This window comes from Bradyrhizobium sp. UFLA05-109, from assembly GCF_054185165.1.
Genome location: NZ_JBBIAR010000030.1, coordinates 45,376 through 71,424, shown reverse-complemented (window position 1 = coordinate 71,424; position 26,049 = coordinate 45,376). Strand labels below are relative to the sequence as shown.

At 64.5% G+C, this 26,049-nt stretch carries 21 protein-coding genes; 9 read left to right on the top strand and 12 right to left on the bottom strand.

Annotation, left to right across the window (positions count from 1 at the left end; all coding sequences use genetic code 11):
- Nucleotides 1-80 precede the first annotated feature (80 nt).
- Nucleotides 81-1,439, bottom strand: a complete 1,359-nt coding sequence (locus Q3C01_RS22515) for an ABC transporter substrate-binding protein (RefSeq protein WP_458147486.1) — start codon at nucleotides 1,437-1,439, stop codon at nucleotides 81-83.
- A gap of 171 nt (nucleotides 1,440-1,610) precedes the next feature.
- Between Q3C01_RS22515 and Q3C01_RS22510 the strand changes: the two genes are divergently transcribed.
- Together Q3C01_RS22510 and Q3C01_RS22505 are read left to right on the top strand one after the other, a co-directional pair.
- Nucleotides 1,611-1,856 carry a hypothetical protein gene (locus Q3C01_RS22510; RefSeq protein WP_458147485.1) on the top strand — a complete coding sequence of 82 codons (246 nt, stop codon included), beginning with the start codon at nucleotides 1,611-1,613 and terminating at the stop codon, nucleotides 1,854-1,856.
- A gap of 113 nt (nucleotides 1,857-1,969) precedes the next feature.
- The gene (locus tag Q3C01_RS22505) at nucleotides 1,970-3,643 is read left to right on the top strand and encodes a Na/Pi cotransporter family protein (RefSeq protein ID WP_458147484.1); all 1,674 of its coding nucleotides are present in this window, start codon (nucleotides 1,970-1,972) and stop codon (nucleotides 3,641-3,643) included.
- A gap of 9 nt (nucleotides 3,644-3,652) precedes the next feature.
- Here the strand turns inward: Q3C01_RS22505 and Q3C01_RS22500 are convergent, their stop codons facing one another.
- Complete coding sequence (locus tag Q3C01_RS22500) at nucleotides 3,653-5,089, bottom strand: lipopolysaccharide biosynthesis protein (protein ID WP_458147483.1); 1,437 nt, start codon at nucleotides 5,087-5,089, stop codon at nucleotides 3,653-3,655.
- Between the two features lie 394 nt (nucleotides 5,090-5,483).
- Between Q3C01_RS22500 and Q3C01_RS22495 the strand changes: the two genes are divergently transcribed.
- Both Q3C01_RS22495 and Q3C01_RS22490 read left to right on the top strand, forming a co-directional pair.
- The gene (locus Q3C01_RS22495) at nucleotides 5,484-6,470 is read left to right on the top strand and encodes a glycosyltransferase (RefSeq protein ID WP_458147529.1); all 987 of its coding nucleotides are present in this window, start codon (nucleotides 5,484-5,486) and stop codon (nucleotides 6,468-6,470) included.
- A 12-nt stretch (nucleotides 6,471-6,482) separates the two neighbouring features.
- Nucleotides 6,483-7,547 (top strand): endo-1,4-beta-xylanase, encoded by a 1,065-nt coding sequence (locus Q3C01_RS22490; protein WP_458147482.1) that lies wholly within the window; start codon nucleotides 6,483-6,485, stop codon nucleotides 7,545-7,547.
- Nucleotides 7,548-7,595: 48 nt separating this feature from the next.
- Here Q3C01_RS22490 and Q3C01_RS22485 read toward each other — a convergent pair whose 3' ends face one another.
- The 7 genes from Q3C01_RS22485 to Q3C01_RS22455 all read right to left on the bottom strand — a co-directional run bounded on the left by Q3C01_RS22485 (nucleotide 7,596) and on the right by Q3C01_RS22455 (nucleotide 17,432).
- A complete protein-coding gene (locus Q3C01_RS22485) occupies nucleotides 7,596-8,750 on the bottom strand; it encodes an ABC transporter substrate-binding protein (RefSeq protein WP_458147481.1) in 1,155 nt (384 codons plus the stop codon).
- Between the two features lie 22 nt (nucleotides 8,751-8,772).
- Nucleotides 8,773-9,615 (bottom strand): amidohydrolase family protein, encoded by an 843-nt coding sequence (locus tag Q3C01_RS22480; protein ID WP_458147480.1) that lies wholly within the window; start codon nucleotides 9,613-9,615, stop codon nucleotides 8,773-8,775.
- Nucleotides 9,616-9,627: 12 nt separating this feature from the next.
- Nucleotides 9,628-10,467 carry a shikimate dehydrogenase gene (locus tag Q3C01_RS22475; RefSeq protein ID WP_458147479.1) on the bottom strand — a complete coding sequence of 280 codons (840 nt, stop codon included), beginning with the start codon at nucleotides 10,465-10,467 and terminating at the stop codon, nucleotides 9,628-9,630.
- A 267-nt stretch (nucleotides 10,468-10,734) separates the two neighbouring features.
- On the bottom strand, nucleotides 10,735-14,202 hold the full coding sequence (locus tag Q3C01_RS22470; protein WP_458147478.1) for an ATP-binding protein: 3,468 nt from the start codon (nucleotides 14,200-14,202) through the stop codon (nucleotides 10,735-10,737).
- A gap of 171 nt (nucleotides 14,203-14,373) precedes the next feature.
- Nucleotides 14,374-15,207 (bottom strand): ABC transporter ATP-binding protein, encoded by an 834-nt coding sequence (locus Q3C01_RS22465; RefSeq protein WP_458147477.1) that lies wholly within the window; start codon nucleotides 15,205-15,207, stop codon nucleotides 14,374-14,376.
- Nucleotides 15,204-16,007, bottom strand: a complete 804-nt coding sequence (locus Q3C01_RS22460; RefSeq protein ID WP_458147476.1) for an ABC transporter permease — start codon at nucleotides 16,005-16,007, stop codon at nucleotides 15,204-15,206. Before Q3C01_RS22460 ends, Q3C01_RS22465 begins: the two co-directional genes overlap by 4 nt.
- Nucleotides 16,008-16,010: 3 nt before the next feature.
- A complete protein-coding gene (locus Q3C01_RS22455; RefSeq protein WP_458147475.1) occupies nucleotides 16,011-17,432 on the bottom strand; it encodes an ABC transporter substrate-binding protein in 1,422 nt (473 codons plus the stop codon).
- A gap of 458 nt (nucleotides 17,433-17,890) precedes the next feature.
- On the opposite strand from Q3C01_RS22455, the gene Q3C01_RS22450 reads away from it, so the two are divergent.
- The gene (locus Q3C01_RS22450; RefSeq protein WP_458147527.1) at nucleotides 17,891-18,583 is read left to right on the top strand and encodes a Crp/Fnr family transcriptional regulator; all 693 of its coding nucleotides are present in this window, start codon (nucleotides 17,891-17,893) and stop codon (nucleotides 18,581-18,583) included.
- A 37-nt stretch (nucleotides 18,584-18,620) separates the two neighbouring features.
- Here the strand turns inward: Q3C01_RS22450 and Q3C01_RS22445 are convergent, their stop codons facing one another.
- The 3 genes from Q3C01_RS22445 to Q3C01_RS22435 all read right to left on the bottom strand — a co-directional run bounded on the left by Q3C01_RS22445 (nucleotide 18,621) and on the right by Q3C01_RS22435 (nucleotide 22,680).
- On the bottom strand, nucleotides 18,621-19,646 hold the full coding sequence (locus tag Q3C01_RS22445) for a histone deacetylase family protein (RefSeq protein ID WP_458147474.1): 1,026 nt from the start codon (nucleotides 19,644-19,646) through the stop codon (nucleotides 18,621-18,623).
- A 117-nt stretch (nucleotides 19,647-19,763) separates the two neighbouring features.
- Nucleotides 19,764-20,705, bottom strand: a complete 942-nt coding sequence (locus Q3C01_RS22440; protein ID WP_458147473.1) for an SMP-30/gluconolactonase/LRE family protein — start codon at nucleotides 20,703-20,705, stop codon at nucleotides 19,764-19,766.
- Nucleotides 20,662-22,680, bottom strand: a complete 2,019-nt coding sequence (locus Q3C01_RS22435) for a PQQ-dependent sugar dehydrogenase (protein ID WP_458147526.1) — start codon at nucleotides 22,678-22,680, stop codon at nucleotides 20,662-20,664. Before Q3C01_RS22435 ends, Q3C01_RS22440 begins: the two co-directional genes overlap by 44 nt.
- 260 nt (nucleotides 22,681-22,940) lie before the next feature.
- Here Q3C01_RS22435 and Q3C01_RS22430 point away from each other — a divergent pair, with 260 nt between their 5' ends.
- From Q3C01_RS22430 to Q3C01_RS22415, 4 genes are all read left to right on the top strand, one after another.
- Nucleotides 22,941-23,174: a DUF6894 family protein gene (locus Q3C01_RS22430; protein ID WP_458147472.1), complete on the top strand. Its 234-nt coding sequence runs from the start codon at nucleotides 22,941-22,943 to the stop codon at nucleotides 23,172-23,174.
- A 10-nt stretch (nucleotides 23,175-23,184) separates the two neighbouring features.
- Complete coding sequence (locus tag Q3C01_RS22425; RefSeq protein WP_458147471.1) at nucleotides 23,185-23,361, top strand: hypothetical protein; 177 nt, start codon at nucleotides 23,185-23,187, stop codon at nucleotides 23,359-23,361.
- A 126-nt stretch (nucleotides 23,362-23,487) separates the two neighbouring features.
- Nucleotides 23,488-24,303: an arylamine N-acetyltransferase family protein gene (locus Q3C01_RS22420; RefSeq protein ID WP_458147470.1), complete on the top strand. Its 816-nt coding sequence runs from the start codon at nucleotides 23,488-23,490 to the stop codon at nucleotides 24,301-24,303.
- A gap of 137 nt (nucleotides 24,304-24,440) precedes the next feature.
- Nucleotides 24,441-26,030 (top strand): gamma-glutamyltransferase, encoded by a 1,590-nt coding sequence (locus Q3C01_RS22415; protein ID WP_458147469.1) that lies wholly within the window; start codon nucleotides 24,441-24,443, stop codon nucleotides 26,028-26,030.
- The last annotated feature ends 19 nt before the right edge of the window (nucleotides 26,031-26,049 follow it).

Genomic DNA, 26,049 nt, shown 5'->3' with positions numbered 1-26,049 from the left:
GGCTGGCTGGTTCGGCTTCCCCGGGACACTTTCTCCCCGGGGAAACCAGTTAGGTCGATGCGGGATGCGTGTACCTGCGTTTATTGCGAGGCGACCTGCTTGCCCTGCTCCTTGAAGACCTTGGTCCAATCCTTGACGAGGAGATCGAGCGCCTGCTGCGCCGTCCCCTTGTCGGCAACGACGTAGTCATGCACGCGCTTCTGCATGTCGAGCAGGAGCTGGGCGTAGGACGGCTCGGCCCAGAAATCCTTCACGATCGCCATCGACTCCAGGAACTGCGGAGCGAACGGCGCGCTTGCGGGGAAGTCAGGCGCGTTGACGACGGCCTTCAGCGCCGAGTAGCCGCCGATCTGCCACCACTTCTGCTGCACGGTCGGCTGCGCGAACCACTTGATGTAAGCGAGCGCATCGTCCTTGTGGTCCGACGTCGCGACGACCGAGATACCCTGCCCGCCGAGCTGGGTGAAGTGTCCGTTCGGGCCGGCCGGATTGACGAAGAAGCCGATCTTGTCGCCGCCGACGTTCGGATCCTTGTAGAGCCCCGGGAAGAAGGCGAACCAGTTCATCTGCATCGCCACCTGGCCGGACTTGAAGGCGTCGAGACCTTCCTGCATGTAGGCGTTGGTCAGGCCCGGCGCCGTGCAGCACTTGTAGAGCTCCTTGTAGAACTCCAACCCCTTTGCGGCATCAGCCGAGTTGACGAAGCCCTGCATCTGATACGGCTTCTTCGGGTTCTCGTAGCTGAAGCCGTAATTGTAGAGCACATTGGTCACGCCCATCGTGATGCCTTCGGAGCCGCGCTCGGTGAAGATGTAGGCGCCATAGACCTTCTTGCCGTCGATCTCGCGGCCCTGGAAGAACGCGGCGATCTCCTTCAGCTCGTCAAAGGTCTTGGGCGGCGCGAGATCGCGGCCGTACTTGGCCTTGAACGCCGACTGAATGTCGGGCCGCGAGAACCAGTCCTTGCGATAGGTCCAGCCCACCGCATCGGCCATCGCCGGCAGCGCCCAGTAATTCGGCGAGTTCTTCGGCCACTGCGAATAGCCGACGACGGTCGCCTGGACGAAATCGTCCATCGAGATCTTCTCCTTGTCGAAGAAGTCGTTGAGCTTGACATACCACTTGTTCTCGGCGGCGCCGCCGATCCACTGGCTGTCGCCAATGATCAGGTCGCAGAGCTTGCCGTGCGAGTTGAGCTCGTTGAGGAAGCGATCGGCATAGCTCGTCCAGGGGACGAACTCGTATTTCATCTCGATGCCCGATTGCTTGGTGAAGTCCTTGCCGAGCTCGACCAGGGCATTGGCCGGATCCCAGGCTGCCCAACACAGGGTGAGCTGCTTTCCTTGCGCTGCGGCTTCACTGCCGCCCGCGACCACCAGCGCGGCCGCCCCGAGGACCGCAGACGTCACTGCACCACTAAGCCATTTGAGTCTTCGCATGTCCGTTTCCTCTCTATCGTTGAACCACCGAACCCGCCTGGCACTCGCCTTTTTCGGAGCGACGCCAAGACCCTGAAACCGAGTTGATGAGCGATGAGATGATGGAGAACGAGACGGACCGCGCCCGGAAACGGGTCCGGACGGGCTGGGCTCCTCCCACACATCAGCTCGATGCGCGATGTTTATTTTTTTGTATTACTAAACCTATTACTAAATTCTCGAGCCCGTCAAGCCGGTTTCGGCGCGCTCGACGAAAAGATCACCGCAACCGCATTCAGCCGCGAACTTGCTGCGATGCAGCGGAATGCTGCAGCTTATGGACATTCTCTTCGCGTCATTGAACGCAGGCCGCACCAACGCAGCCTCGCTCCGCGCGGTCGAAGCGCAGCGATTGTGTTTAGCAAACTGTTTTACTGAACGTTCAATACAACGCCAGTTCCGACGCTCTGTCGTCGTCTGCCGTCACTCCGGCAACTGCGCTACAGTCAAAAAGGGGGCTGGCCTGATCATCGTTCACTTCAGGAGCCTGCATGTCCACGGCAATCTCGGTACTCGGCGGCGTCGGTCTTTTCCTGCTTGGCATGACCGTGATGACGGAAGGCCTGAAGGCGCTGGCCGGCTCCGCCCTGCGCACCGTGCTCAGCAGGGCGGCCGCGACGCCGCTGCACGGCTCATTCTGGGGCGCCGTCGTCACGCTCCTGGTGCAGTCATCGAGTGCAACGACAATGACGACGATCGGTCTCGTCAGCGCTGGCCTGTTGACGTTCCAGCAAGGGTTGGGGCTTGTGTTCGGCGCCAATATCGGCACCACCGGAACCGGCTGGCTGGTCGCGCTCATCGGCGTCCGCGTCTCGCTCACCGCCGCGGCACTGCCGATGATTTTCGCCGGCGCGTTGACCAAGCTTCTCGCTCGTGGAAGAATATCCGGTGCCGGCGCCGCCCTCGCCGGATTTGGGCTCGTGCTTTTCGGGCTGACGACCTTGCAGCAGGGCATGGGCGGGCTCGCCGAACGATTGCACCCGGCAGACCTTCCTGCCGTTCTCGCCGGTCCCGACGGGCGGTGGTGGTCGGGCCTGCTCGGCGTGCTGGTGCTCGTCGTGATCGGCCTGGTGATGACTGCGCTGATGCAGTCGTCAACGGCCGCCGTCGCGGTGACCTTGTCAGGTCACTTCGCCGGTGCGATCGGGCTGGACCAGGCCTGCGCGCTGATCATCGGCCAGAATATCGGAACAGCAACGAGTTCCGCCCTCGCCGCAATCGGCGCGAGCACGACCGCGAAGCGGCTGGCCATTGCCTATGTTCTCTTCAAGCTCATCGCAGCCCTGATCGCGCTCGTGCTTTTTCCTGTCACCATCCCTCTGCTCGTGCGCGCCTCGGACAGCATCGACGGCGTCACGCTGCTGGCCGGATATCACACCGCGTACAACGTCGTCGGCGTTGTTGTCCTGCTGCCGCTGGTCAACCAGTTCACGCGCCTGGTCGAGCGCATTCTGCCCGAGCGCGGCTCGCCGCTCACGCGGTGCCTCGATCCCTCGGCACTCGTGACTCCAATCGTGGCCGTCGAAGCGGCGCGCCGCACGATCGCGCGCGTGCTCGTAACGGTGTGCGCGTGGGTGGAGGCGGCACTGGCTGGTCGCGCTGCACCGGTTCGCCTCGGGAGAGACGCCGTATCGCCGCAGGACGCCGCCGAGGCCCTGCGCCAGGCACAAATATTTTTGTCGGAAGTGACCGGACCGCCTGACACCGAGGACGAGCAACGGCGTCTGACCAGCACACTGCACGCACTCGACCACGCGTCTCGGCTGACCGATGTGGCGAATGGCGGAATCAATTTCGCTTCGGTGAAGGATGGACCGGAGGACATCCGCGCAGGAGAACTATGCGCCGAAGTGATGCGGAGCGCAGCCGCGATTGCACGCGGCGTGGCGGTGCCATCGCAGCCGGCCGCGCCGGTCCCGCATGGCACCGACGCCATGGCCGGTCCGCGCGCGATCCAGACGGACGAGGCCATCGCCGAGCTCGAGCGCTGCACGACAGAACTTGACGAAGTGCTGCGCCGCCACCGCAGCGCAACCCTCAGCGCGGTCGCCAATGGCGCCTTCACCACGGATACCGCACTCGTTCGCGTCGAAACCGTCCGCAGCCTCCGGGCGATTTCGCATCATGCCTGGCGTTCCGCGGCGCACCTTGTCGACCGCGGCTAGTCGTACCAGCTAGACGCCGAGGGCCTTGCGGTTGAAGTTTCGCAACAGGCGCAGGGTCAGCGTTCTGGCGTTGGCGACATTGAGCAGCCAGGCTGCGCCTGCATAGGCGATACCGCCGGCCAAGCTCACCGCAATCAGCGACAACAGGCCGGTGCCGTTGACCTCCGAGCGAACCACGAGGATCGCCGCAGCCATGATCGCCGAAGCGACGCCCACGCCCGCGAGCCGGCCCGGATCGAACGGCAGCATGTAGGCGCGGCGCATCAGGACGACCGCAGCCACGAAGCCGATGGCTTCGGTCGCGAACGTTGCAAGCGCTGCGCCATACAGGCCAAAGCCCGAAATCAGGGCGAACATCAGCGCGATACTCAGGACGAGCGTGAGGAATGACTGCGCGGCAAGGATGAAGGGCCGCTCGGCGAGCTGGAAGCTGATCTGGACGTAGAACTGATTGGCGATGCCGAGCATCCGCGCGACGACCAGCATCGGCAGCAAGGCCGAGACGCCGGCGCGGAAATCGACGCCGACGAGCGTTCCGGCGACCTGGTCCGCAGCGAGCGCGAGCCAGACTGCGACCGGCATGATGACGACGAGCAGGAGCTCGAGGCTTTCGTTGAGCCGTTCACGGGTCGCAGCATGGCCCTCCTGGCTGAACGTACGGAACACGATGGGCACGGTGGCCGCAGCGACGCTCGAGGCCAGCATGACGAGGAACTGCCGCGGCAGGTCGGCCGCGACGCCGAAAATGCCGGCGGCATCCTTGCCGAGAAGGTAGGCGACGATCAGCCGGTCGCTCATCGAGTAAACCGCGACCGACAGTCCACCGATCGCGAGCGGCAGCCCGTAGCGGGCGAGCTGCGCGAGCTGGTCGGGCTCCCAGCGCGCGATCCTGGTGCTGTCGCCCGCAAGATTAAGGATGATCCCGGCGAGTGAGGCGAGTCCGAAGGCTGCGAGCAGCCCCAGACCACCCCAGCCCAGACATATGGCGATCAGGCCGAATGCGACGCTCGCGAGGCTGCGCACGATCGCGATCGCTGCGAAGCGGTATGGCCGCAACTTGGCGCGCTCGAATTCCTGGCCGACATCGACCGCATTCATCATGATCGCGACGAATATGCTGGCGTGCAGAAGATTCAGATTCACGTCACGATGGAACAGGAACACCAGCGGCGCGGCAGCGCAGAGTGCGACGATGGTGAGCACGAAAGCGACCATCGCCGTGCCGCGAAAATCCACGTCAGGCGACATTGCCTGATAGCGGGAAACCGACAGCCTGATCCAGCCGAAGAAGGTCGCGCCCAGAATGCCGGCGATGCTGAGCCCCACGACATAGACGCCGTACTCCGCCGGGGTGAGCAGCCGCGTATACATCGTGATCGCGCAGAAGCCGACGGCTGCGGGAAAGACGTAGGCGGCAAGATAGATGGAGAAGTGGCGGTTCAGCATGCGAGCACGGGACCGTTTTCGGCCTGGCGATTTAACACTTCGTTAATCATCTGCCCTGGTTGCGCGGTCTGGCGGACGGCGCCGCAGCTATAGCGAAGATACCGCTTACAGAGTGGCAATCCGGGCCTGCGAAGCCGCCGTTCCGGTCTATTTCGCACGTTAGCGTTAAATTTGCGGTCGCCTTGAACTCCACGCTGCGATCATCCAAGTGAGATAATGGTTTAAAGCTTCGCCGGTAGAACCGTGCGTCGAATGTGTGGACTTGAGCCAAATGGAAGTCGCTGAACGTGCCCGGGCGGATTTGCGCATGGCCGATGGTCAGCGCGGCGAAGTGGACCGGTCCGTGAGCACAATCGTGCCTCCGATCCATCCCGACACCGCACGCGGCGAGCGCATGGTCCTCAATCTCTTCTTCGAGGAAAAGGACGACCGCTGGTTCAGAGGCGACCGGCATCTGCGGATGCTGTTGCGGCGCGTGCTCCTGGGAAAACCCTGGATCAACGGCCAGCAGCGCGTGTTCCTCAATCTCTGCGCTGGCCTCGACCGGCTGGGCATCCGCTACCGCGTCAACGACTACCGTCACGTCCGCAAGCATCCTGAGGAGCTCGCCTGCGTCATCGGGCGTCCCTTCGTGCTCGACCGGATCAAGTGGAAGAACCCGATCCTGCTCGGCGTTGCCTCCTATGATCACCCTATCGAAGCCCCCGATCTGCTGACGCGCTATCCGGTGAAGCACATCGTCGTCCCCTGCAAGTGGTACGCCGACATGTGCCGGCCCGGCTGGCCCGACATCGACGTGTGGCCGGTCGGCATCGACACCGATTCGTGGGCACCGTCGAACGCCGTTGAGAAGAGCGTCGATGTCCTGCTGTATGACAAGGTTCTCTGGGACCGCGATCGCTTTGCCCCGGACCTGCTCGAACCGATCCGCGCGCGGCTGCAGGCCAATGGCCTCACGTTTCAGGAGTTTCGCTACGGCAGCTACAAGGAGGAGGATTATCGGGCCGCGCTGGCACGCTGCCGCAGCATGATCTTCCTCAGCCAGAACGAGAGCCAGGGCATCGCCTGTCTCCAGGCGCTTTCGAGCGGCGTTCCCGTGTTTGCCTGGGATCGCGGCGGGCCATGGCGTGATCCCAAGTATTTTCCGCACCGGGTCAGGTTCGAGGGTGTATCCTCTGTGCCTTACTGGGACGACCGCTGCGGCATGAAGTTCGTCGACGCCGACGACTTCGCGTCACGCTGGAACGCGTTCTGGACGCACACCAAGGCGGGCGACTTCAGGCCGCGTCAATACGTGACCGACAATCTCACGCTCGAGAAGCAGGCGTTGCATTATTACCAGATCGCCGAAGCAGTGATGCAGCGCCAGCCGGCGCGTTGAGGACTCCCGGCCGTGACGACACTCGACAGACGCGAATTCCTGCTCGGCACGGCCGCAGCTTTCGCTGCGGGATCGACCAGTGCGGCGCAGACATCCGCCTCCGTCAACCGGCGCCCTGGCTATGGCGCCGCGCTCAATCTCTGGGATCTACAGGCCGATCCACGGCTCGGCGAGGCGATCAGCCAATATTGCACGCAGGTCGTTCCCGAATGCGAGCTGAAATGGCCCATGCTGCGGCCGGACGCGAACACCTTCAGGTTCGAGCGCGCCGATGCGATCTTCGATTTTGCGCGGCAGAACGGCCTGACCATGCGTGGCCACACGCTCGCCTGGTATCATGACATTCCGGACTGGACCAAGCAGATCAAGGACCCGAAGACGGCGGAGGAGACATTCGTCGATCACATCTCGACCGTGGTCTCCTACTACAGAGATAAGCTGACCTCGTGGGACGTGGTCAACGAGCCGATTCCGGATAATGCGCGCAAGCCGACCGACCGGCGCGACAGCTATTGGTCGCGCATGCTGGGCGAGCGCTGGATTTCGCTCGCTCTCCGCACCGCCGCCGCGGCCGATCCGCTCGTCAAGCTCGCCATCAACGAATACGACGTCGAGTCGGCCAAGGACAGCTTCATCGCCAAGCGTGCCGCCCTGCGCAATCTCATCCAGAGCCTGCTCGATCAGGGCGCGCCACTTCATGCCGTGGGCCTGCAATGCCATCTGCATGCCGAACTCGAGATCGACACCGAAGGTCTCGCCGCCTTCGTGAGCGAGCTGCGCTCGTGGGGTCTCGAGGTCCTCGTTACCGAGCTCGACGTCTTCGACCAACAGCTGCCGGGCGATGTCACCCAGCGAGACTCCATCGTCGCCAAGCGCGTGAACGACCTCCTGAGCGCGATTGCGGCGAGCGGCCCGCTCAACTCCATCCTTACCTGGGGCATCACGGACCGCCATAGCTGGATCAACCAGCAATTCACCCGGCGCGACAAGCTGCCGAACCGGCCCTTGCCGCTTGATGCGAGCTTTCAGTCAAAGCCCTTCATGGATGTCATCACGAAGTTCACGACGACAGCGTGAACGGCCGCGACATCGGGTCTCGCATCAACTGACGTCCGAAAGTGCGGTTCACTCTCCCTTCGAAACCTTCAGCTTCGGCAGCGTCTCAACGATCTTCTGCTTGCCGTCGACGATCTCCGCGAGGAAGCTCGCGCGGTCGATGTCGCCATTCTGGTCCCAGCTCGCTTCCATAAGCATGCCCGGCGCCTTGTCCGGCGTCAGCGTCAGGCCTTTCATGGCCGCACCGAAGGCCTTGCTGTCGAACTTGCCGATCCTCTCGGTGACGTATTTGACGAGATAGATGGCGGTGTAGCCCTTGATGCCGTTGTGGTCGGGCCAGTATTTGTAGCGCGCGCTGAATTTCTTGGCGAAGTCCTGGATCGCGGGCACCGGCGCATCGGCGCTGAGGCCGACATGGCCGCGCACGCCGTTGGCAGCGGGGCCGGCGAGCTCGACGACCTTCTGGCTGAGCAGCGTGGTTTCGCCGAACAGCGGCGTCGACAGGCCCTGCCGCCGCGCCTCGATCAGGAAGCGGGCGCTCTCCTCCTCGTTGGTGTAGACGAAGACGGCATCGGCTTTCGCGCTCTTCAACTTGATGACGTCAGAACCGAAATCGACCTGGCCCTGCTCGGTCGAGATGTCGGCCGCGATATCGATATTGCGCGCCTTCATCTCCTTTAGAAAATTGTCGTGGCCGCCCTTGCCGAAATCATTGTTGACCCAGACCAGCGCGACCGTCTTCACCTTCAGCTTGTCGTGCAGATAGTTGGCGATCTTCGGCATGGAGAACTGCTGGCCGAAGGCGGTGCGGAAAACGAACGGATTGCCCTGCGTGGTGATGTCGGCGGCCTCCGCGCCGACGATCTGCGGAATCTCGGCCGCTTGCGTCAGCGGCATGTTGACCTTGACCGAGCCGGAGTAGATCGGGCCGAGCACGACATACGGGTCCTTGTCCAGGACCTTCTGCACCTGGGCGCGCGAGACGCCGGGGTTGCTCTGGGTGTCGAGATGCTCGGTCTCGATTTTCCGGCCGAGAATGCCGCCGGAGGCGTTGACCTCGTCGATCGCGAGCGCGACGCCGTCGCGCCAGTTGGTGCCGGAGACCGCGCCGGGGCCTGATAACTCGACGACATCGGGGATGTAGACCGTCGTCTGCGCCTGCGCGAGGCCTGCCCACAGCGACGCGGCGGCGACGATGCCGCTCCATTTTCCCAAGGCCTTCATGACGTTCTCCCTCTATTGTTTGTTATGTTGATTGACCTGGATCGAAGCCGAGCAGCCTTGCCGGCGTTCGCCACAACAGACGGTGCTGATCGGCCGGATCGGGAAAGAGCCCGCTCAGCACCGCGAGCAGCGGCCCATAATCCAGCCGCTCCGGGGCACGCAGGAACGGATAGTCCGAGCCCCAGACGCAGCGATCGAGTGTGAAGGCGTCAACCAGCGCGGCAATGAACGGCCAGGCGTCTTCGTAAGGATGCGGCAGCTTCGAGAACTTGTAGTAGCCCGACAGCTTGATGTGTGCATCGCGTGCGCGGCCGATCGCCAGCAGCGCCTGGAAGGCTCTGCCGTTCAGGCCCTGCTCGACCGGCGGCCGCCCGCAATGATCGATCACCAGCTTGACGTTCGACTTCTCGATCAGCGGCAGCAACGCGAGCAATTGATCCTGCTCGACCTGGATCTGGAGGAACAGGCCAAGATCGGCCAGCTTCGCCAGCAGCGGCGCGGTGCTGCGATAATAATCGGTGCCGTGGAACGGGACGTTGAACGCGACGCCGATCACGCCCGCCGTTTTGAGCCGCTCCAGCTCCTTCATATCGACGTCGTTCTCGACGACCGCGACACCCCGGAAGCGGCCTTTCCCTTCCGCGAGCGTGTCGAGCAGGATGCGGCTGTCGCTGCCATAGCCGGTGTTGGTAGCGACGACGAGCGCGTGCCTGACGTCGAAGACGTCGAACACGCGGAGAAGCTGCGCAGCTGGCGCGATCTCCTGCCCGCTTGGCCGATAGGGCGTTGTGGGCGCGTACGGAAACCGCGCGGGATCGATGGCGTGGATGTGGCAATCGATCTTGGGACACGCCGGCAGGGTCATGGCGAGACGCCTCTAGAAGGTCGCTTCGATTGCCTTGATGAGCTCGGGTGTCACGTCGGGCATGACGCCGAACCAGGCCTTGAAGGCGAACCGCGCCTGATTGAGCAGCAGGCCGAGCCCGTTCACGGTCGAACAGCCGCGCGTGCGGGCCTCAGCCAGGAACGGCGTCTCGAGCGGCGTGTAGATGAGATCGGCGACCAGCGTTGACGGCTTCAGCCGCGAGAGGTCGATCTCGAGCGCATCCTTGCCGACCATGCCGCGATCGGTGCAGTTGACGACAAGCGCCTTGTCGGCGATCGCGGTGCTCCGATCTGCCCAGGCGACGCTGCGGACATTTTTGCCGAACTCTTCTGCCAAGGCCTCCGCCTTGTCCGCCGTGCGGTTGGCGATCAGGATCTCGCGCGCGCCGTTTTCGAGCAGCGCCACGACCACCGCGCGTGAGGCGCCGCCGGCGCCGAGCAGCAAAATCATTCCCTCGTCGGCACGCCAGTCGGTACGCGCATCGCGCAGGCTCTGCACAAAGCCGTTGCCGTCATTGTTGAAGCCGGACAACGTGCCGTCCTCTTCGACCACGATGGTGTTGACGGCACCGATGCGGCGCGCGGTGTCGTTGACGCGGGTGAGCAGCGCCATCGCCGTCTGCTTGTGCGGCATGGTGACGTTGCAGCCGCGGAAACCGAGCGCGACGAGGCCCGATAGCGCGTCCTTCAACCGCTCGGGCTGAACCGCAAGCGGCACATAGACGCCGCGGATGCCGTGGGCATTCAGCCAATAATTGTGAATCACCGGCGAGCGCGAATGCGCCACCGGCATTCCGATGACGCCGGCGAGTCCAAAGCCGCTTGCGGACATGCTTTCGATCCATCCTCCGTTGGCGCGACACGCGCTATGGCACGCATCGGCCGGCCCTTGCCGGAGCCAGCCGGCGGACTGCTTTTGGTCAATTGTACAAGATTATTAGGCGGAACGCCAATCGCAGGCAATCGGAATCTCGCGGCGAGAAATCCCGGCGGCAAATGTCGTGAAAAGGGAGGTGAGCGCTGGCCCGACCCGGTTCCTGCGCAATGCCAGTGAACCCGCAGCGGTGCGAGCGCGTAAGACGCGTTCAAGCCGTGACGCTTATCGCTCCACGTCGACCCGTTGACCGCCAGCAGCCTCGGAGCCGAGTTCCTTGAGCAGCTGCACCGCCTGCATCAGGTCCGGCGTCAGGAAACCCTCGCTGAACTTCCCGACGATGGGACCCAGCAGCCGCTCGGCCTGCCCGGCCTTGCCCGCGTCCTGCCAGAGCCGCGCCAGGCTGATTGCGGTCCTCAGCTCCCAGGACAGTGCGCCCTGCTTGCGGGCCACGTCGAGCGAGAGCTCATACAGATCTTCGGCGTCGCGGGCCGAGGTTGGCCCGCCCGCGGTGAGCGTGATCTCCCCCTGCAACCGATAGACTTCGGCGAGGTAGAAGTGATCACCAGTGCGCCGTGCGGTCGCCAGCGCACCGTCGAGCGCGCGCAAGGCCGCCTCGCGGAAGCCGGCCTTCGCATAGGCCTCGGCCAACAGGCATCTGAACCAGCAGCCGGCGAGCCAGGAATCCATCGCCTCGTACTCGTCGAGGCCGACGCGCATCTGGCTCAATCCATCGTCGACGTCACCAAGCTGCGTCAGCGCCCAGCCGCGCAGGATCGCGGCCTGCTGCTTCCAGTGCAGGAAATTGTGCTCGGTTGCGATGATCATGGCGCGGTTGGCGTGATCGCGGGTGCCTTCGACGTCGCGCAGGTGCTGGCAGAGATAGGCGCCGAATACGAGCGCGAAAGCGAGCGTGAAGGGATGGCGGATCTTCTCGGCGTTGGCGATCGCCTGCTCGCTGTGCTGGCGCGCCACGTCGGGCTGGCCGAGGAACCACAGGAGATAGCCGAGATAGGACAGCGACACGACGCCGGGGTTGGTGCCGTGCCGCTCCATCAGGTCGGCATGCAGATCCGCGCTATAGAGATTGATGCAGCGGCGAAGATGATGCTGGGACACCGCGAAGCGCCCGCGATACAGCATGGTCATCGCGATGGCACGATGGGCCTCCATGAAATAGCCGGTCTGCTGCGCGGGCCGCGCCCGCTCGTTCAGCCGCACGCGCTTGGCAAACTTCAACAGCTCGACGCTGAGATCGTGCGCGCGTGTCAAATCCGCGCGGATGAAATGGCAGACCCAGAGCCCGCGCATCGCTGCGAACGCCTTCTCCTCGTCGTCGAGCTGCCGGCCGAGCCCGAGCGCGCGGATGTAGTTTTCCTCGACCTCCTGCACCGCATAACCCTTGGCCGCGATCAGCGCATTGCCGAGCGCGATACGCAGCTGGAGTTCGATCTCGTCGGCGCCCTGCATGCGCGCGTTGGCCTGGACGACGCTCAAGCCGCGGCGCAAGTGCCCGATCGCCTCCAGGTTACCGCCCGTCTTCGCTGCCTGCTTGCCCGCCTTGAGCCAGAAGCTCGCGGCGCCCTCACTCTGGCCGGACTCGGTCAGATGGTGAGCGAGAAGCTCGGGCTCGCGCGCGGTCTTCTCCGGATACATCTCGGCGAGCACCTGGGCGATCCGCGAATGCAGCTTGCGCCGCTCACTGTGCAACAGGCTGGCATGCGCCGCGTTCTGGATCATGACGTGCCTGAACGCGTAGAGCGCATCCGGCGGGTGACCGCCGCGCACGATCAGGCCGGCCTCCTCCAGATGATCGAGCGCCGCCTCGATCTGGTCGGCGGGCGTGTTGGCGACGGCGTGAAGCGTCTCGTAGGAGAACTCACGGCCGATGGTGGCGCCGATCTGCGCGATCTTCTTGAACGGGCCCATGCGGTCGAGGCGCGCCATCAGCGAGTCCGTCAGCGTCGCCGGGATCGCGAGCTGCCGCCACTCGCCGGAGAGCACGTAGCGGCCGTGCCGTTCGGTCAGCAGGTTGGATTCGAGGACGGTCTTGGTCAATTCCTCCAGGAACAGCGGCACGCCGTCGGTCTTGACGATGATCTCCTCGACGACCTCCTTGGGCAGCTCCCGGCCCGCGACGCGCTCGACCAGCGTCGTGCGCAATTGCCGGCTCAACCGGTTCAAGACCAGCGTCGTGATGTGCGAATGCGCATTCCAGCTCGGCTGAAACTCCGACCGCGCGGTGATGACGACGAGGATCGGCTGGCCCTGCACCTTGTCGACCAGGAGATCGATGACCTCGCGCGAGGTCGGATCGATCCAGTGCAGGTCCTCGAATGCGATGACCAGCGGCTGCTCGCGCGCAAGCCCAAGCAGATGGTTGACGATGGCCGACACCGTAGCGTCCTTCTGCTGCTGCGGAGACAGGTCGAGCGGCAGATAGCGGTCGCCCGTCGGAATCGACAGCAGCGCGGCGAACAGCGGGGTCACCTGCGCGACCTCGCTTCCCGCGGCGGCTACGGCGGCCTCGAGATTGGGGAGCGACATCGCGGTCGCATCCTCGCGGTCCAGCCCGAGCGCGAATTTGAGCTGCGCGCTGAACGGATAAAACGCGGTCGAGGTATAATAGGGGGAGCACTGCAACGAGATCTGCCCGTGCCGCTCGCCCGCGATGGCTCCGAATATCTCCTGGACGATGCGGGACTTGCCGATCCCGGGCTCGCCGAACAGCACCACGACCTGTCCGTCGCCCTGCCTCGCCTGCTGCCAGCGCCCCGTCAGCAGCGAGACCTCCTCCTCGCGATTGACGCGCGGCGTCAGCCGCGTGCCCATGGCCGCAGCGAAGCGCGTCTCTACGCGCGAGGGCCGCATCACGTGCCAGGCCTGGACCTTCTCGGCGAGCCCCTTGAGCGCCTGGACGCCGAGATTGCGGTAGTCGAACTTGCCCTTCAGCAGCGACTGGGTGGAGGCGGAGATGACCACACCATTCGGCGGCGCCAATCCCTGGAGCCGCGCTGCGAGATTGACGGTTTCGCCGACTGCGGAATCGCGCTCCTCGGTGCCCTGGCCGACGAGATCGCCGACCACGACGAGACCGGTGGCGATGCCGATGCGCACCGCCGGCGCGTGGCCCAGCGCGCCGCGCGGCTCGATCGCGCGGGCTGTCGACAGCAGCCGCACGATCTCGAGCCCGGCACGCACCGCGCGCTCGGCGTCGTCCTCATGCGCGGTCGGATAGCCGAAATAGACCAGGATGCCGTCGCCGACGTAGCGGGCAGCAAAACCCTCATAATGCTTGACCACGCGGACGCAGGTCTCGCGGAAACTCGCGATCATGTCGCGCACGTCTTCGGGATCGAACTGGGCCGAGAGCGGGGTCGAATCCACCATGTCGCAGAACATGGTGGTGAGCTGCCGCCGCTCGGCGCCGACTTCGGCGCGCGCCATTGCCTGCGGGGCGGGCGGAGGCCCAGCCGGTTCGGGCGAAAGCAGCGCCACCATCGCCCGGCGTAACCGCTTGCGATCGCCGAGCGGCAGGCCGAGCTCGGCGAGATCGGCCTCCGTCAGGTCGGGCATGACGTCGAGGTCGAGGCGATGCTGCACGAAAAGTTCGGTGTATTGGCCGAGCCCCGCGCCCTCAAGCCAGCCTTTCAAATCCGTTTCCGTCGCCGCGCTCGGCTCCGTCTCCAGCATGCTGCTTCCGCTCGGCTGCACTCTCCGTCGAAGAGAATATGCCCTCAACCACAAACTTTGAGAGTCAAAACTCCGCCTCGGACTGGACGCGTTTCACAGTTTTTTGAAGAATAGCTCAACCGGAGCAAAAACGCACGACATCCCCGGCCGGCAAACGGGGTCTCTTGACAGCTATACGCCGAGCGGACTGAGGCGGGCCAACGGCTCGGTGCCATCGGGGCGCCGCAGAAGCTGCATGACGTGGCGTTTCAGGCGCACGAAATCGGGCTCGGTTACGAGGTCGTGGCTGCGCGGCCGCGCGAACGGCAGGACGAAATCCTCGATCACCCGCCCGGGCCTTGCGCTCATCACCACGATCCGGTCCGCCAGGAACAGCGCCTCGTCGATGTCATGGGTCACGAACACCGTCGTGGTCGGGATCTTGCTCCAGATGTCGAGCAGGACTTCCTGCATCAGGCTGCGCGTCTGCGCGTCGATTGCGCTGAAGGGCTCGTCCATCAGCAGCACGCGCGGCTGGTTGATCAGGACGCGTGCGATCTCGACCCGCTGCTGCATGCCGCCGGACAGTTGCGAGGGATAGAACCGCTCGAACCCCGACAGTCCGACCAGCTTGAGGATCTCGCCGGCGGCGCGCCGCCGCTCCATCCTGCCGACCCCGCGCATCTTCGGGCCGAAAGCAACATTGTCCTGCACTCGCTTCCACGGAAACAGGGTGTGCTGCTGAAACACCATGCCGCGATCCGGGCTCGGGCCGCGGATCGGCTGCCCGTCCAGCGCGAGCTCGCCCGCCGTGATCTTCAGGTGCCCGGCCAGCGCACCGAGCAGGGTCGACTTGCCGCAGCCGGAAGGACCGAGCACGCAGACCAATTCGCCCGGCGCGACGGTAAAGTTCAGCCGGTCCACCGCCTCGAAGGCGTCAGCGCCCTCGCCGAGCGAGATCGAGACATCCGCAATATCGATGCGGCCGACGCTGCGCACCGGAATATCGGAGACGCGGATGTTCATCGCACGACCGCCGGGTTACGCCAGGGCATCAGCAGCCGGCCCGCCGTCGTGAGCAGCCAGCTGCTGCCCATGCCGAGCAGGCCGATGATCAGCATGCCGACGATGATGTCGGCATAGTTTTGCAGCGTGTAGGCTTCCCAGGTGTAATAGCCGATGCCGAACTGGCCGGAGATCATCTCCGCCGTGACCAGACAGAACCATGAAGTTCCCATGCCGATGGCGAGCCCGGTCACGATGCTGGGCGCGGCGTCCGGCAGGACCACCTCGCTCAGGATGGAGACGCCTGTCGCGCCGAGGCTGCGTGCCGAGGCAACCAACCGGCGATCGACATTGGCGACACCGTGGATCGTATTGAGCACGACCGGAAACAAGGCGCCGATGAACGTGATGAAGATCATCGACAATTCCGAGGACGGGAAGATCAGGATCGAGAGCGGGATCCAGGCCACGGCTGGAATCGGCCGCAGCAATTCGAGCGGCGGCAGCAGCAAATCACTCGCAGCACGGGACCGGCCGATCGCCAAGCCGAAGGCCACGCCGACAACGGCCGCCGCGCCATATCCGGCGAGCACGCGCCAAAGGCTGCTCGAGATATGCGCGGCCAGCTTTGGCGACTTCAGGAGCACGACGGCCGACTGCACGACCTCGGTCGGCGGCGGCACGTTGCGGAACGTGACGACACCCAGATTGACATGCAGCGTCGAGGCGAGCTGCCACAGCGCGATGCAGGCAAGGATCGAGAAGCCGCGGGTCAACCATCGCGCGCCCGCAAGACGGTGCGCTACTGAGGCGATCGGCATCGCTCACCTGCTCGCAACGAGGGACTCGCGCGCGGCGTTGAAGTCGACGACCTCGCCGCCATGCTGTTTCGACCAACGCTCGGCGGCGTCCTTGAGCAGGAAGGCGCTCAGCTCGCCGTTCGCCGACCGGACGAACCAGGCCTGGTTCGCGAACAGCTTGATGCCGCTTTCGCGATCCTGCGCATAGACGACGCGGATGGCCTTGCCGTCCTTTTCGAGGCCAGCGAGCGCCTTCAGCGCGTTCTCGGGCGAGGCAAAGTTGCGGACATGCGGTTCACCCTTGACCCATATCTGCGCGACACGGCTGAAATCGGAGATCTCGGCACCGGTCGCCGCATCCTTCGCCTTCAACGGAAGCTGCGCGTAGTTCTTCAGCTCGGCATCGTAGTCGCGGCCGACTTGCGCAAGCGCGGCACGGATGAACCTGTCGGTGACGAACTGGTTGATGTCGAGATCGCTGTCGGCGCGCTTGAGCAGCTTCAGCGTCTTGATCGAGGTCGCGACCGCCTGGCGGTATTCGGGCTTCCAGCTGACGTCGCGGGTCTGGAGCCCGAGCGGGCCATGAAAGAGATAGTCGACCTCAGCCTCGATGCCGGTGACCTTGGCAATCAGCTCGCTGTATGTCTCCGGCTCCTCGGCGATCAGGCGATCCGCTTCGATCGCCGCCCGCAAGTAGGCGACGACGACTTCCGGATATTTCTCGGCATAGTCGGCATCGACCAGCGCACCATGGAACGTCGGAGCGTTGGCCTGTGCGCCGTCGAAGATCTTGCGGGCAAAGCCGCGCCAGGGAAACAGCTCCGCAAACGGGACGAAGTCCGCATGCGCCTCGATCTTGCCGGCCTGCAACGCCGGCCCGGCGACTTCCGGCGCCTGCGTGATGATGTTGACGTCGGTCTCGGGATTCCAGCCCTTGGCCTCGATCGCACGCAGCAGCATGCCGTGAGAGGTCGAGGCAAAGGGAACGGAGATCGTCTTGCCCTTGAGATCGTCGAGCGACTGCGCCGGCGAATTCGCCGGCACCACGATGCCGTTGCCGCTGCCCTTGGTGCTTCCCGACAGCACGCTGATGAAAAGGCTGCGGCGCCCGGCCTTCTGAAAAGCAACGCCGTTCAGCGAGCCCGGAAAATCCGCCATCGCGCCGAAATCGAGCTTTCCCGCGACCATCTCGTTGGTCAGCGGCGCGCCGCTGGTAAAGTTCTTCCACTGAATGTCGTAGGTGACATCCTGGTACTTGCCGTCATGCGGCAAGAATTTCTCCAGGAGCTTGAGCTCGCGGATCAGCAAGCCACCGGTCGCGCAATTGATCGTGGCGTCCTGCGTCCCGACCGCGACCCTGATGGTCTCGGCATGCGACGATCCGACGAGAGCCATCGTGACGACGATGGCAGCGACGCTTGCCCTCAGGGGGCCAAAAGAGATCATGCAACGGTCCTCAGCTCGCAATGGCCGGGCTGACCGCACCGGCACGAAATCACTCGCCGGCAACTATTGGACTTCGGTCGTTCGCGTTGAAGCAATTACTTGCGTCGTGCGCTCAAGATAATCCGTGTCGCAACTTCGTCGTCGTTTCGAACGCGCGACATCGAACGATTTTTCTCGCGAGCAGGCCATCGACAGATGAAATCGTTTCGGCAGCATACGCCCAACACAAGAGCTTTGCTAAGTGCATGTGATAGCGTTCAAAGAGATGGACATTCCACCCGCATCACTCTTACCTAGCGGCGAATGCTGAGTGCAGACGGACAGTGATGACGACACTCAAAGAGGCGACGACGTTGCGAAGCCGGAGGCTTCCGGCCATCGGGCTCGACTGGCGCCATGCGGAGGACATCGGGGCCGCGCGCGCCCTGCCGGCCGCGAGGGATGCAACGGCACTGTTCATGAGCGAGACGGTCGACGGGTTGAACGTCGGCGCGCATTTTCTCGACCGCCTGTCGGCCGCGCAGAGGTCGCAGGTCCAGGCGGCCGGACGCACCGTCGTCGTGCCGCAGGGTGCCATGGTCTTCAACCAGGGCGAAGGGCATGACGGCATCTTCATCATCCAGCGCGGTCAGGTGCGCGTCTACTACACGGCGCCGTCGGGACGCGAGATCACGCTGGCCTACTGGACGCCCGGACACTTCATTGGCGGGCCGGAGATCTCCGGCGGCGGCATCCATATGTGGTCCGGCATCGCCATCGAGTCCTGCGAGATCACGATCCTGTCGGGCGCGGCGCTGGGGAAGCTGCTCACGGATATGCCGACCTTTGCGCTGGCACTGATCGACGGGCTGATCGCAAAGGGCAAGTGCTATTCGTCGATGGCGCAGATGCTGGGAACGCGATCGGTCATTGAGCGGCTGGCCCAGCTCCTGCTCAACCTGTCGGAGCTTCACGGCAATCCAGACGGCGATACGATCGTCATCGATCGCAAGATCACCCATGACCAGATCGCGGCGATGGTCGGCTCGACCCGGCAATGGGTAACCATGATGCTGAAGCGTTTTCAGAACCGCCGCATCATCGCCATTGACGGCAGCGTGATCCGCATCAAGCGTATCGACCTGTTGGAGAAGATCCTGTTCAAGGATTAGATCAATCTCATCGCGCCGTGGCACCGGCGGCGCCGGATCACCGCGCCTCTTCAAACCCCGCGAGCACCGACGTCAGGTTCGCGCCGAGGATATCGGAGAGATAACCGCCTTCCTGCACGAACACGGTCGGCAATCCCATGCGCGCGATCGCCTGGCCGATGCGTCGGAAGCCCGGCGTGGTGACGGCGAGCCCCCTCAGCGGATCGTGCTCGGAGGCGTCGAGGCCCAGCGCCACGACGAGCGCGCCGGGCGCGAATGCGTCGATCGCGGTCTTGGCGCGCGCGAGCGCCTGCATGTAGCCGTCATCGCCCGTGCTGATCGGCAGCGGGATGTTGAGATTGGTGCCGAGCCCCTCGCCCTCGCCGCGCTCATGGGCATAGCCCCACACGAAGGGATAGTACGCAGTCGGATCGGCATGAATCGAGATGGTGTAGACGTCGGGTCGCGCATAGAAGATGCCTTGCGTGCCGTTGCCGTGATGCACGTCGACGTCGAGGATCACGACGCGCTCATGCCTGAGCCGCAGATGCGCGGCCGCGACCGCGCTGTTGTTGAGAAAGCAGAAGCCGCCGGCCATGTCGCGATAGGCGTGATGGCCGGGCGGACGGCAGAGCGCGTACGTCGCATCCTCGCCGTCCATCACGAGTTGCGCCGCCGTGGTCGCAACATCCGTCGCCGCGCAGGCCGCAGCCCAGGTGCCCGGCCCGATCGGCGCGGCGGTATCGGCGGTATGCCAGCCGAGCTTGCCGACGATATGCGTCGGATAGGTGGCGGCATGCCGCACAGGATGGATGTTGCCGATCATCTCCGGACCGGAATCGCCGAGTGCGCTCCAGGCGCCCCAGGCCTCAGAGAGGAAGGCGAGATATTCCGGGCTATGGACACGCGCGCGCGGTCCTTGCCCGAATGTGGTCGGCTCGACAAGTTGATGCTTACCGTCCTTCAAACCCTTGAGCAGCCGGTCCGCGCGCTCGGGCTGCTCGGTCGTGCGCTTGACGACCCCGCGCACCAGGAAGAATTGCGGATCGTGGCTGCGATGCAGTTCGGTATAGACGGCTTTCACGCGGGCGGCTCCATTGCCTTGGGATCGAATGACGTCTTGATCCCGGCGGCGCTGCGATGCAAGCAAGAACAGCGCCGCACCTTGCGTGCGTGCCCTGCGCGGAGCGCGGATCGCGGCTCAGCAACCGCCGCGTTGCAGGCAATGCTCGCGACCCTGCTGATCGCTGCGGAAGGCCTCGATGAAGCCGCCCTGGCGCTGCGTGACGAAGACGGTCTTGCCGTCGGCGCCGCCGAAAGCGAGGTTGGTTGGCTCCTTGCCCTTCAACGCGACCTCGCGCTGAACCGCGCCGTTGGGCTTCATGACCGCGATCGTGCCCTTGAGAATGCGCGCGACATAGAGCCTGCCGCTGACGTCGGTGCGCAGGCCGTCGATGGTGTCCGGCTGCAACGTCTTGATCAGCTTCGCGTCGGTGAGTTCGGTGCCGCGGATGCTGTACGACCAGATCTCGCCGCTGTTGGATTCGCCGACATAAAGCGTCTTGCCGTCCGGGCTGAGATCGATGCCGTTGGTGGTGCCCATCGCGCGCGGCGCCGCCATGAGCTGGCCCTGCACCGATCCGTCCACCATCTTGGCGATGCGCCAGATATGGCCCTCGCGCCCCTTCCAGTTCGGATCGCTCGCATAGATCGTGCCGTCGCGCGCGATCGTCATGTCGTTGGGCTGCTTCATCTCGTCGGAATGAAACCAGACGCGCGGCTCCGCGCTGCCCTTGGAAAGCGCGAAAATGTTGTGGCCCTTGTAGTCGGCGACGAACATGGTGCCGTCGCGATCGAAGCGGATGGAAACGCCGACGCTGCCTTGCGGAAGCTGCGCGAAAGGCTCGGACGCCGAAGCGCCCGCCGGCAATCTGCCGATCGTGCCGGGCTTGCCGAGATTGACCACGAACAGATTGCCGTCGAGATCGACGGCCGGCCCTTCGATGCCGAAGGTGTATTCGCCCGCCGGCGTCACCTGCGTGCTTTCGAACAGCTTCATCTCGGCAAAGGCCGGCTGCACGGCGATCGCCAGGAGCACGCTACTGCAAAGGCACCAGATCGTTCTGCTGGATGTAGTAGCCATCGTCGTCGGTGCATTCGCCGTTGAGATATTGATCGGCCGGCCGGTAGAACCGGCTGAAGCCGGCTTTGTCTACAGCGGTCCTTTGTGTCACGACGACGACCTTGGTGGCCGGCATTTCGCCGCATTCCTTGCCGCTGCGCGCGACGAATTTGCGCGTCGGTGGACCGGGCTTGATCCGCATGCGTGTTCCCGGAATCATATTTGCGACCAGCGAGTCCGCATAGTCGAGCAGGCGGGCGTAGCCGGGCTCGGTCTTCGCCAGCGCTTCGCCGCCCGGCGGCATCAGCTTCTCCGCGCCGACGCCGCGCAGGCGCGTACGCAGCTTTCCGGATCCGGGATCGCCGGGATAGATCCAGCCGTCCTGTGACAACATGAAGCGCAGCACGCTCTGGTCCTTCTCGGTGTCGGACTGGTCCTGCTTCAGTCCGAAATCCGAATGGCAGCCGACGCAGTGCTTCTGCACGAGCCCCTTGCGCAGCACCGAGAGCCGATCCCTGTTCTGTGCATCCTTTGCAACGAAAGCGGCGAGCTGGTCGATTTGCGCCGCGCTTCGCATGTCGCAGGGGAGCGGCTCCGGCGCATTGCCATCCGTGCGGTCAATCCGGATCACGGTCTGGTTCTTGTCCTCGACCAGCCAGATCGCGCCATCCTCCGCAACGGTGATGCCGACGGGCGCGCCCTGCGGCCGCGCGCCGTTGACGCGGTGCCAGCCAGCGATCAATTCCTCGAAGGGCGCCGCGGCGACCTCGCCTGCGTCGGTCCGGAAGCTGCGCGTCGGCTCGGCGGCGCAGCTCACATGGTAGCGGACCGGCGGCGGACTCACCTTGGGGAAGCCGTGATCGTCGACGTCGTAGACCAGCAGGCGGCTGCCGGTCGGACGATAGCCATGAAGGGCGATCAGCAGCCTGCCTTCCAGCTCCGGAAACTTCTGGCCGTGATAGTAGAGCATCCCGAGCGGCGCGCCGTGCGGCGGCAGCAGCGAAAACGGCTGCTTGTAGAGGGCATTCCCGGCGCAGAGGTTCTTGTAAGGCCCCGATTGCAGCACCAGCCTGAATTCCGGGCTCACCGTGGAGAGGTCGTAGCAATAGGGCCAGCCGTAGTGCTTGCCCTGCTCGATCGCGTTGATCTCCTCGTTCGGCTTGAAGATATCAGGCAGGTCGCGGCCGTTCTCACCTTGCAGGAAAGCGTAGCCGGGATCGGGAAATTGCGGGTGCAGCGCCAGCGCCATCGAGTTGCGCAAGCCGCGCGCATAGACCTCGTGCGGCGGATTGAGATCGTTGGGCTTCAATGCGGGGAAGACGCCGCCTGAAGGCGGCGTGAACATCCAGATCGCGGCGAGCGCCGAGGCGCCTTCCGCCGGCGCGCATGGCCCGGTGATCGGCGGCTGGGTAATGCAGTCATCGCTATGCGAGCCGACATTGACGAACAGCCGCCCGGTGCGGTCGAACACGAACTGCTTGAGCGGATGCGCGCTCTCCTCGAGCCTGGTGCCATCAGGCAGGGTGAGCCGGCGGCCCGGCAGACGGTGAAGGATGGTTTCGACCGTGCCGCGCGGATTGTCGGCAAGCGGATCGACGCGGAAGATCGTCTCGTCGGTGGAGGCATAGAGCCTCTTGTCGGGACCGATCGCCAGACCGAAGGGATATTCGATCCCCGTCAGCAGCTCCCTGATCCGCTTGCCCTCGGCCGCGCGGGGATCGAGCAGCAACAGTCGACCGTCGGTGTGGCCCCAGCCGCCCATGTCGGCGACCACGAACAGCTCATGTCCGGGGATCTGGATGATCGATCGCGGGAATTTCAGATGATCGTCTTCGCTGGCGACGAGACCGGCGCAAAACCCTTGGCGGAGGTCGATCTTAAGTCTCGGGAAGGCGAGATCGCCACTGCCGCAGGTGTCCGTGCCGATCGCATAGCCGCTTTTCCGGATCGGGTCGGACGATGCCGGCGGCGCAAAGCCAAGCCCCGCAGCCAGCAGAACGCATGCGAGCGCGCGCGGCCGGCCAACGGCCTTTCTCGTAAATCGCAAGGCTTTCCCCCTCCCCCGTCCCCGGCAAATCGAGAGTTCCACGGCTCCGCTGCGCCGTCCAGCCGATGGTTAAGAATCGGTAACGCGCTCACCGTCCCGTGAATCGGAACATCCGTAAATTCCCTTACCGGGTTGAACCCGAATATTTCCGACAACGTCAGAGTGTTATGGGTTGATTGCGTCCGATTCGCTTCGTGGAGGAGGCGGCTATGGTCCAGGTTTTTTTTCACTGCTCGAATACTGACGGCATGTTGATCGACCGGCACGGCACCGCCGTGTCGAATCTGACCGAGGCCTGCGACCGCGCTGCGCAAATCATGCGCTCGATGATCATGGTGCCCGGCGACGAAGACTGGCGCGACTGGATCCTGCACGTCAGCGACGACGACGGCGAGGAGATCTTCGACCTGCCGTTCAGCTCCATGCTCGGCAGGCCGCACTGAGGACTTTGCCATGCTGATCGCTTCGCTCACGCTGCTTCGCCACCACGTCTCCGCGATCGCCTCGCGGTGGCAGACGCTGGTGAAGCTCGCGGGCAATCCCTACCGCCCCGAGCTGCATTACATGCGTGGCCCGGGGCCGAAATGGCACGCCAGGCACGGCAAACGCCGGCCTGACGGCAGGCTCTGAGCCTCGCCCACCGGATCGAAGGACGTCATCCGTCCCGGTCCCGCCCCCTCCCGCCACGATTAAAGCTTCCAACAGGAAACGGCCTTGTCTACCCTGCCCGCCTTTTCAGGCCGCAGGGACCATTTCATGTCGCATGAATTCCATTTGGACAATTACCTGGCACGCATCGGCCACGGCGCGGCGGTCAAGCCGGATCTGGCGACCCTCACGGCACTCCACCGCGCTCACGTCGACGCGATCCCGTTCGAGGGGCTCAATCCGCTGTTGCGCCGGCCGGTCGACCTCGATCTGCCGGCCGTGCAGGCCAAGCTCGTCGACTCCCGGCGCGGCGGCTACTGCTTCGAGCAGAATGCGCTGTTCAAGGCGGCGCTCGAGACCATCGGCTTTGCGGTGACAGGCCTGTCCGGCCGGGTGCGCTGGATGTCGCCACCCGATAGTCCGTTGGGTCCAAAGGTCCACATGCTGCTCAAGGTCGACCTGCCCGAGGGTCCCTACATCGCCGATGTCGGATTCGGCGTCTGCGTATTGGATAGCCCCTTGCAGTTCCGGACGGAGATCGAGCAGCGCACCGCGATGGGTACTTTCCGGATCAGCGAGACCAACGGCCTGTTCTCGATCAGTGCGAGACAGCCCAGCGGTTGGCGGACCATGTACGTCTTCGACCTGGTCCCGCAGCTTCAATCCGACTACGAGCTCGGCAACTATTTCACCTCGACGAGCTCCATCCCGCCCTTCACCAGCACGCTGATCATGGAGCGTGTCGCAGCGGATGCGCGCTACAAGCTCGCCAACCGGCGGCTGACCATCGAAGGGCGCGACGGTGAGGTCAGAAGCGAGCGCACGATCGACAGCGCCGACGAGCTGCGACGGGTGCTGGATGAGACGTTCAACGTCGAGCCGCCGGTGCCGGCGGAAGAGGTGTTTGCAAGGATCGGGGACTAGCGTCGGATTATCCGGCCATCTTGCGTCTCCTTCACACCTGCCATGTTACGCTTTCCCATGGATCACTGGTCGCGATGTGCCATGCTCTCGTCGCTACACCAGCGCAGTGCAATTCCATCCAACGCAATATGAGCGCCATGTCCCACCAGTTCAGCTATGCCCAAGAGCCACGCAAACCCGCGCGCCACGCCAAAGGCGGCATCGTCGCGGCGCAGTCACGCCGCGCGGCCGAGATCGGGGCCGAGGTGCTGGCGGCCGGCGGCGACTGCGTCGATGCGGTGATCGCCACGACCTTCGCGCTGAACGTGCTGGAGCCCTGGATGAGCGGCATGGGCGGCGGAGGCATCATGGTGCTCTATCGCGCGGCCGACAACCGCTATGAGGTGATCGACTACAACATGCGTGCGCCGCAAAGCCTGCGCGTCGAGGATTATCCGCTCACTGGAAAAGGCGCGGCCTCCGACCTCTTTCCCTGGGTCCGGGTGAAGGACGACCGCAACGTCCACGGTCCGGGCTCGATCGCCGTGCCCGGCGTCGTCGCCGGCATGGAGGAAGCCCATCGCCGCCACGCCAGGCTACCGTGGAAGGACCTGATCGCACCGAGCGCAAAACTCGCCGGCGAAGGCCTGCTGGTCGACTGGTGGACGACGCTGATGATCGCAAGCTCGGCGGCTGACCTGCGGCGCTATCCTGCCAGCGCCGAGGCGTATCTTGTCGACGGTCTGCCCCCGAATGCGCCGTGGGGCATCAAGGCCGAGACGCGGTTACCGCAGCAGAAATTGCAGGCGACGCTGTCGCACCTTGCCGCATCGGGCCCGCGCGACTTCTATCAGGGCGATCTAGCCAGAAGTATCGCATCCGACATCCGGGCTGATGGCGGCGCCCTCTCGGTCGAGGATTTGGCCTCCTTCCGCGCCCATCTGCGCGAGCCGCTGAAAATTCCCTATCGTGGTGGCGAGGTGTTTGCGACGCCCGAGCTCACCGCCGGCCCGACACTTGCGCATGCGCTGCGCCTGTTGCAACAAAACCTGAAGCCGGAAGGCGCACCCGATGCTGCGGCCTACGCTGAATACGCCGCCGCCCTGCAAGCGGCCTATCGCGAACGGCTCAACGACATGGGCGATGCCGATGGCAGGCGGTCGCTCGGCGCCGAATATCTCGCGCCCGGCTGTACCACGCATTTCTCCGTGGTCGATCGCCACGGCAACATGGCCGCGGTGACGCAGACGCTGCTGTCGACCTTCGGCTCGAAATACGTGACGCCGCACTCGGGCATTCCCATGAACAACGGCATCATGTGGTTCGACCCGACGCCCGGCACGACCAATTCGCTGGCGCCCGGCAAGCGCTGCCTCACCAACATCACGCCGGTGATCGCCGAAACCAGAGACGGCAAGCGCCTCGCGGTCGGCGCCTCCGGCGGCCGCCGCATCCTGCCCGCGGTCACGCAACTCCTCTCCTTCGCGATGGATTATGGCATGGACCTCGATGCCGCAATTCACCAGCCGCGCATCGACGCCAGCGAAGGCGCCGTCGTGACCGGCGATCGGCGACTGCCCGCGGACGCCCGCAAGGCGCTCGCGGCGCGCTTCGATTATGAGGAGACGCAGGTGCAGGCCGTGCCGATGAAGTTCGCCTGCCCGAGCGTCGTGATGCGCGAGGGCGACACGAATTCCGGCGCAGTCGATATCTTCCAGCCGTGGGCCGATGCGGTGGCGGAAGGCTGAGAAGGAAAGTCGATCGGGC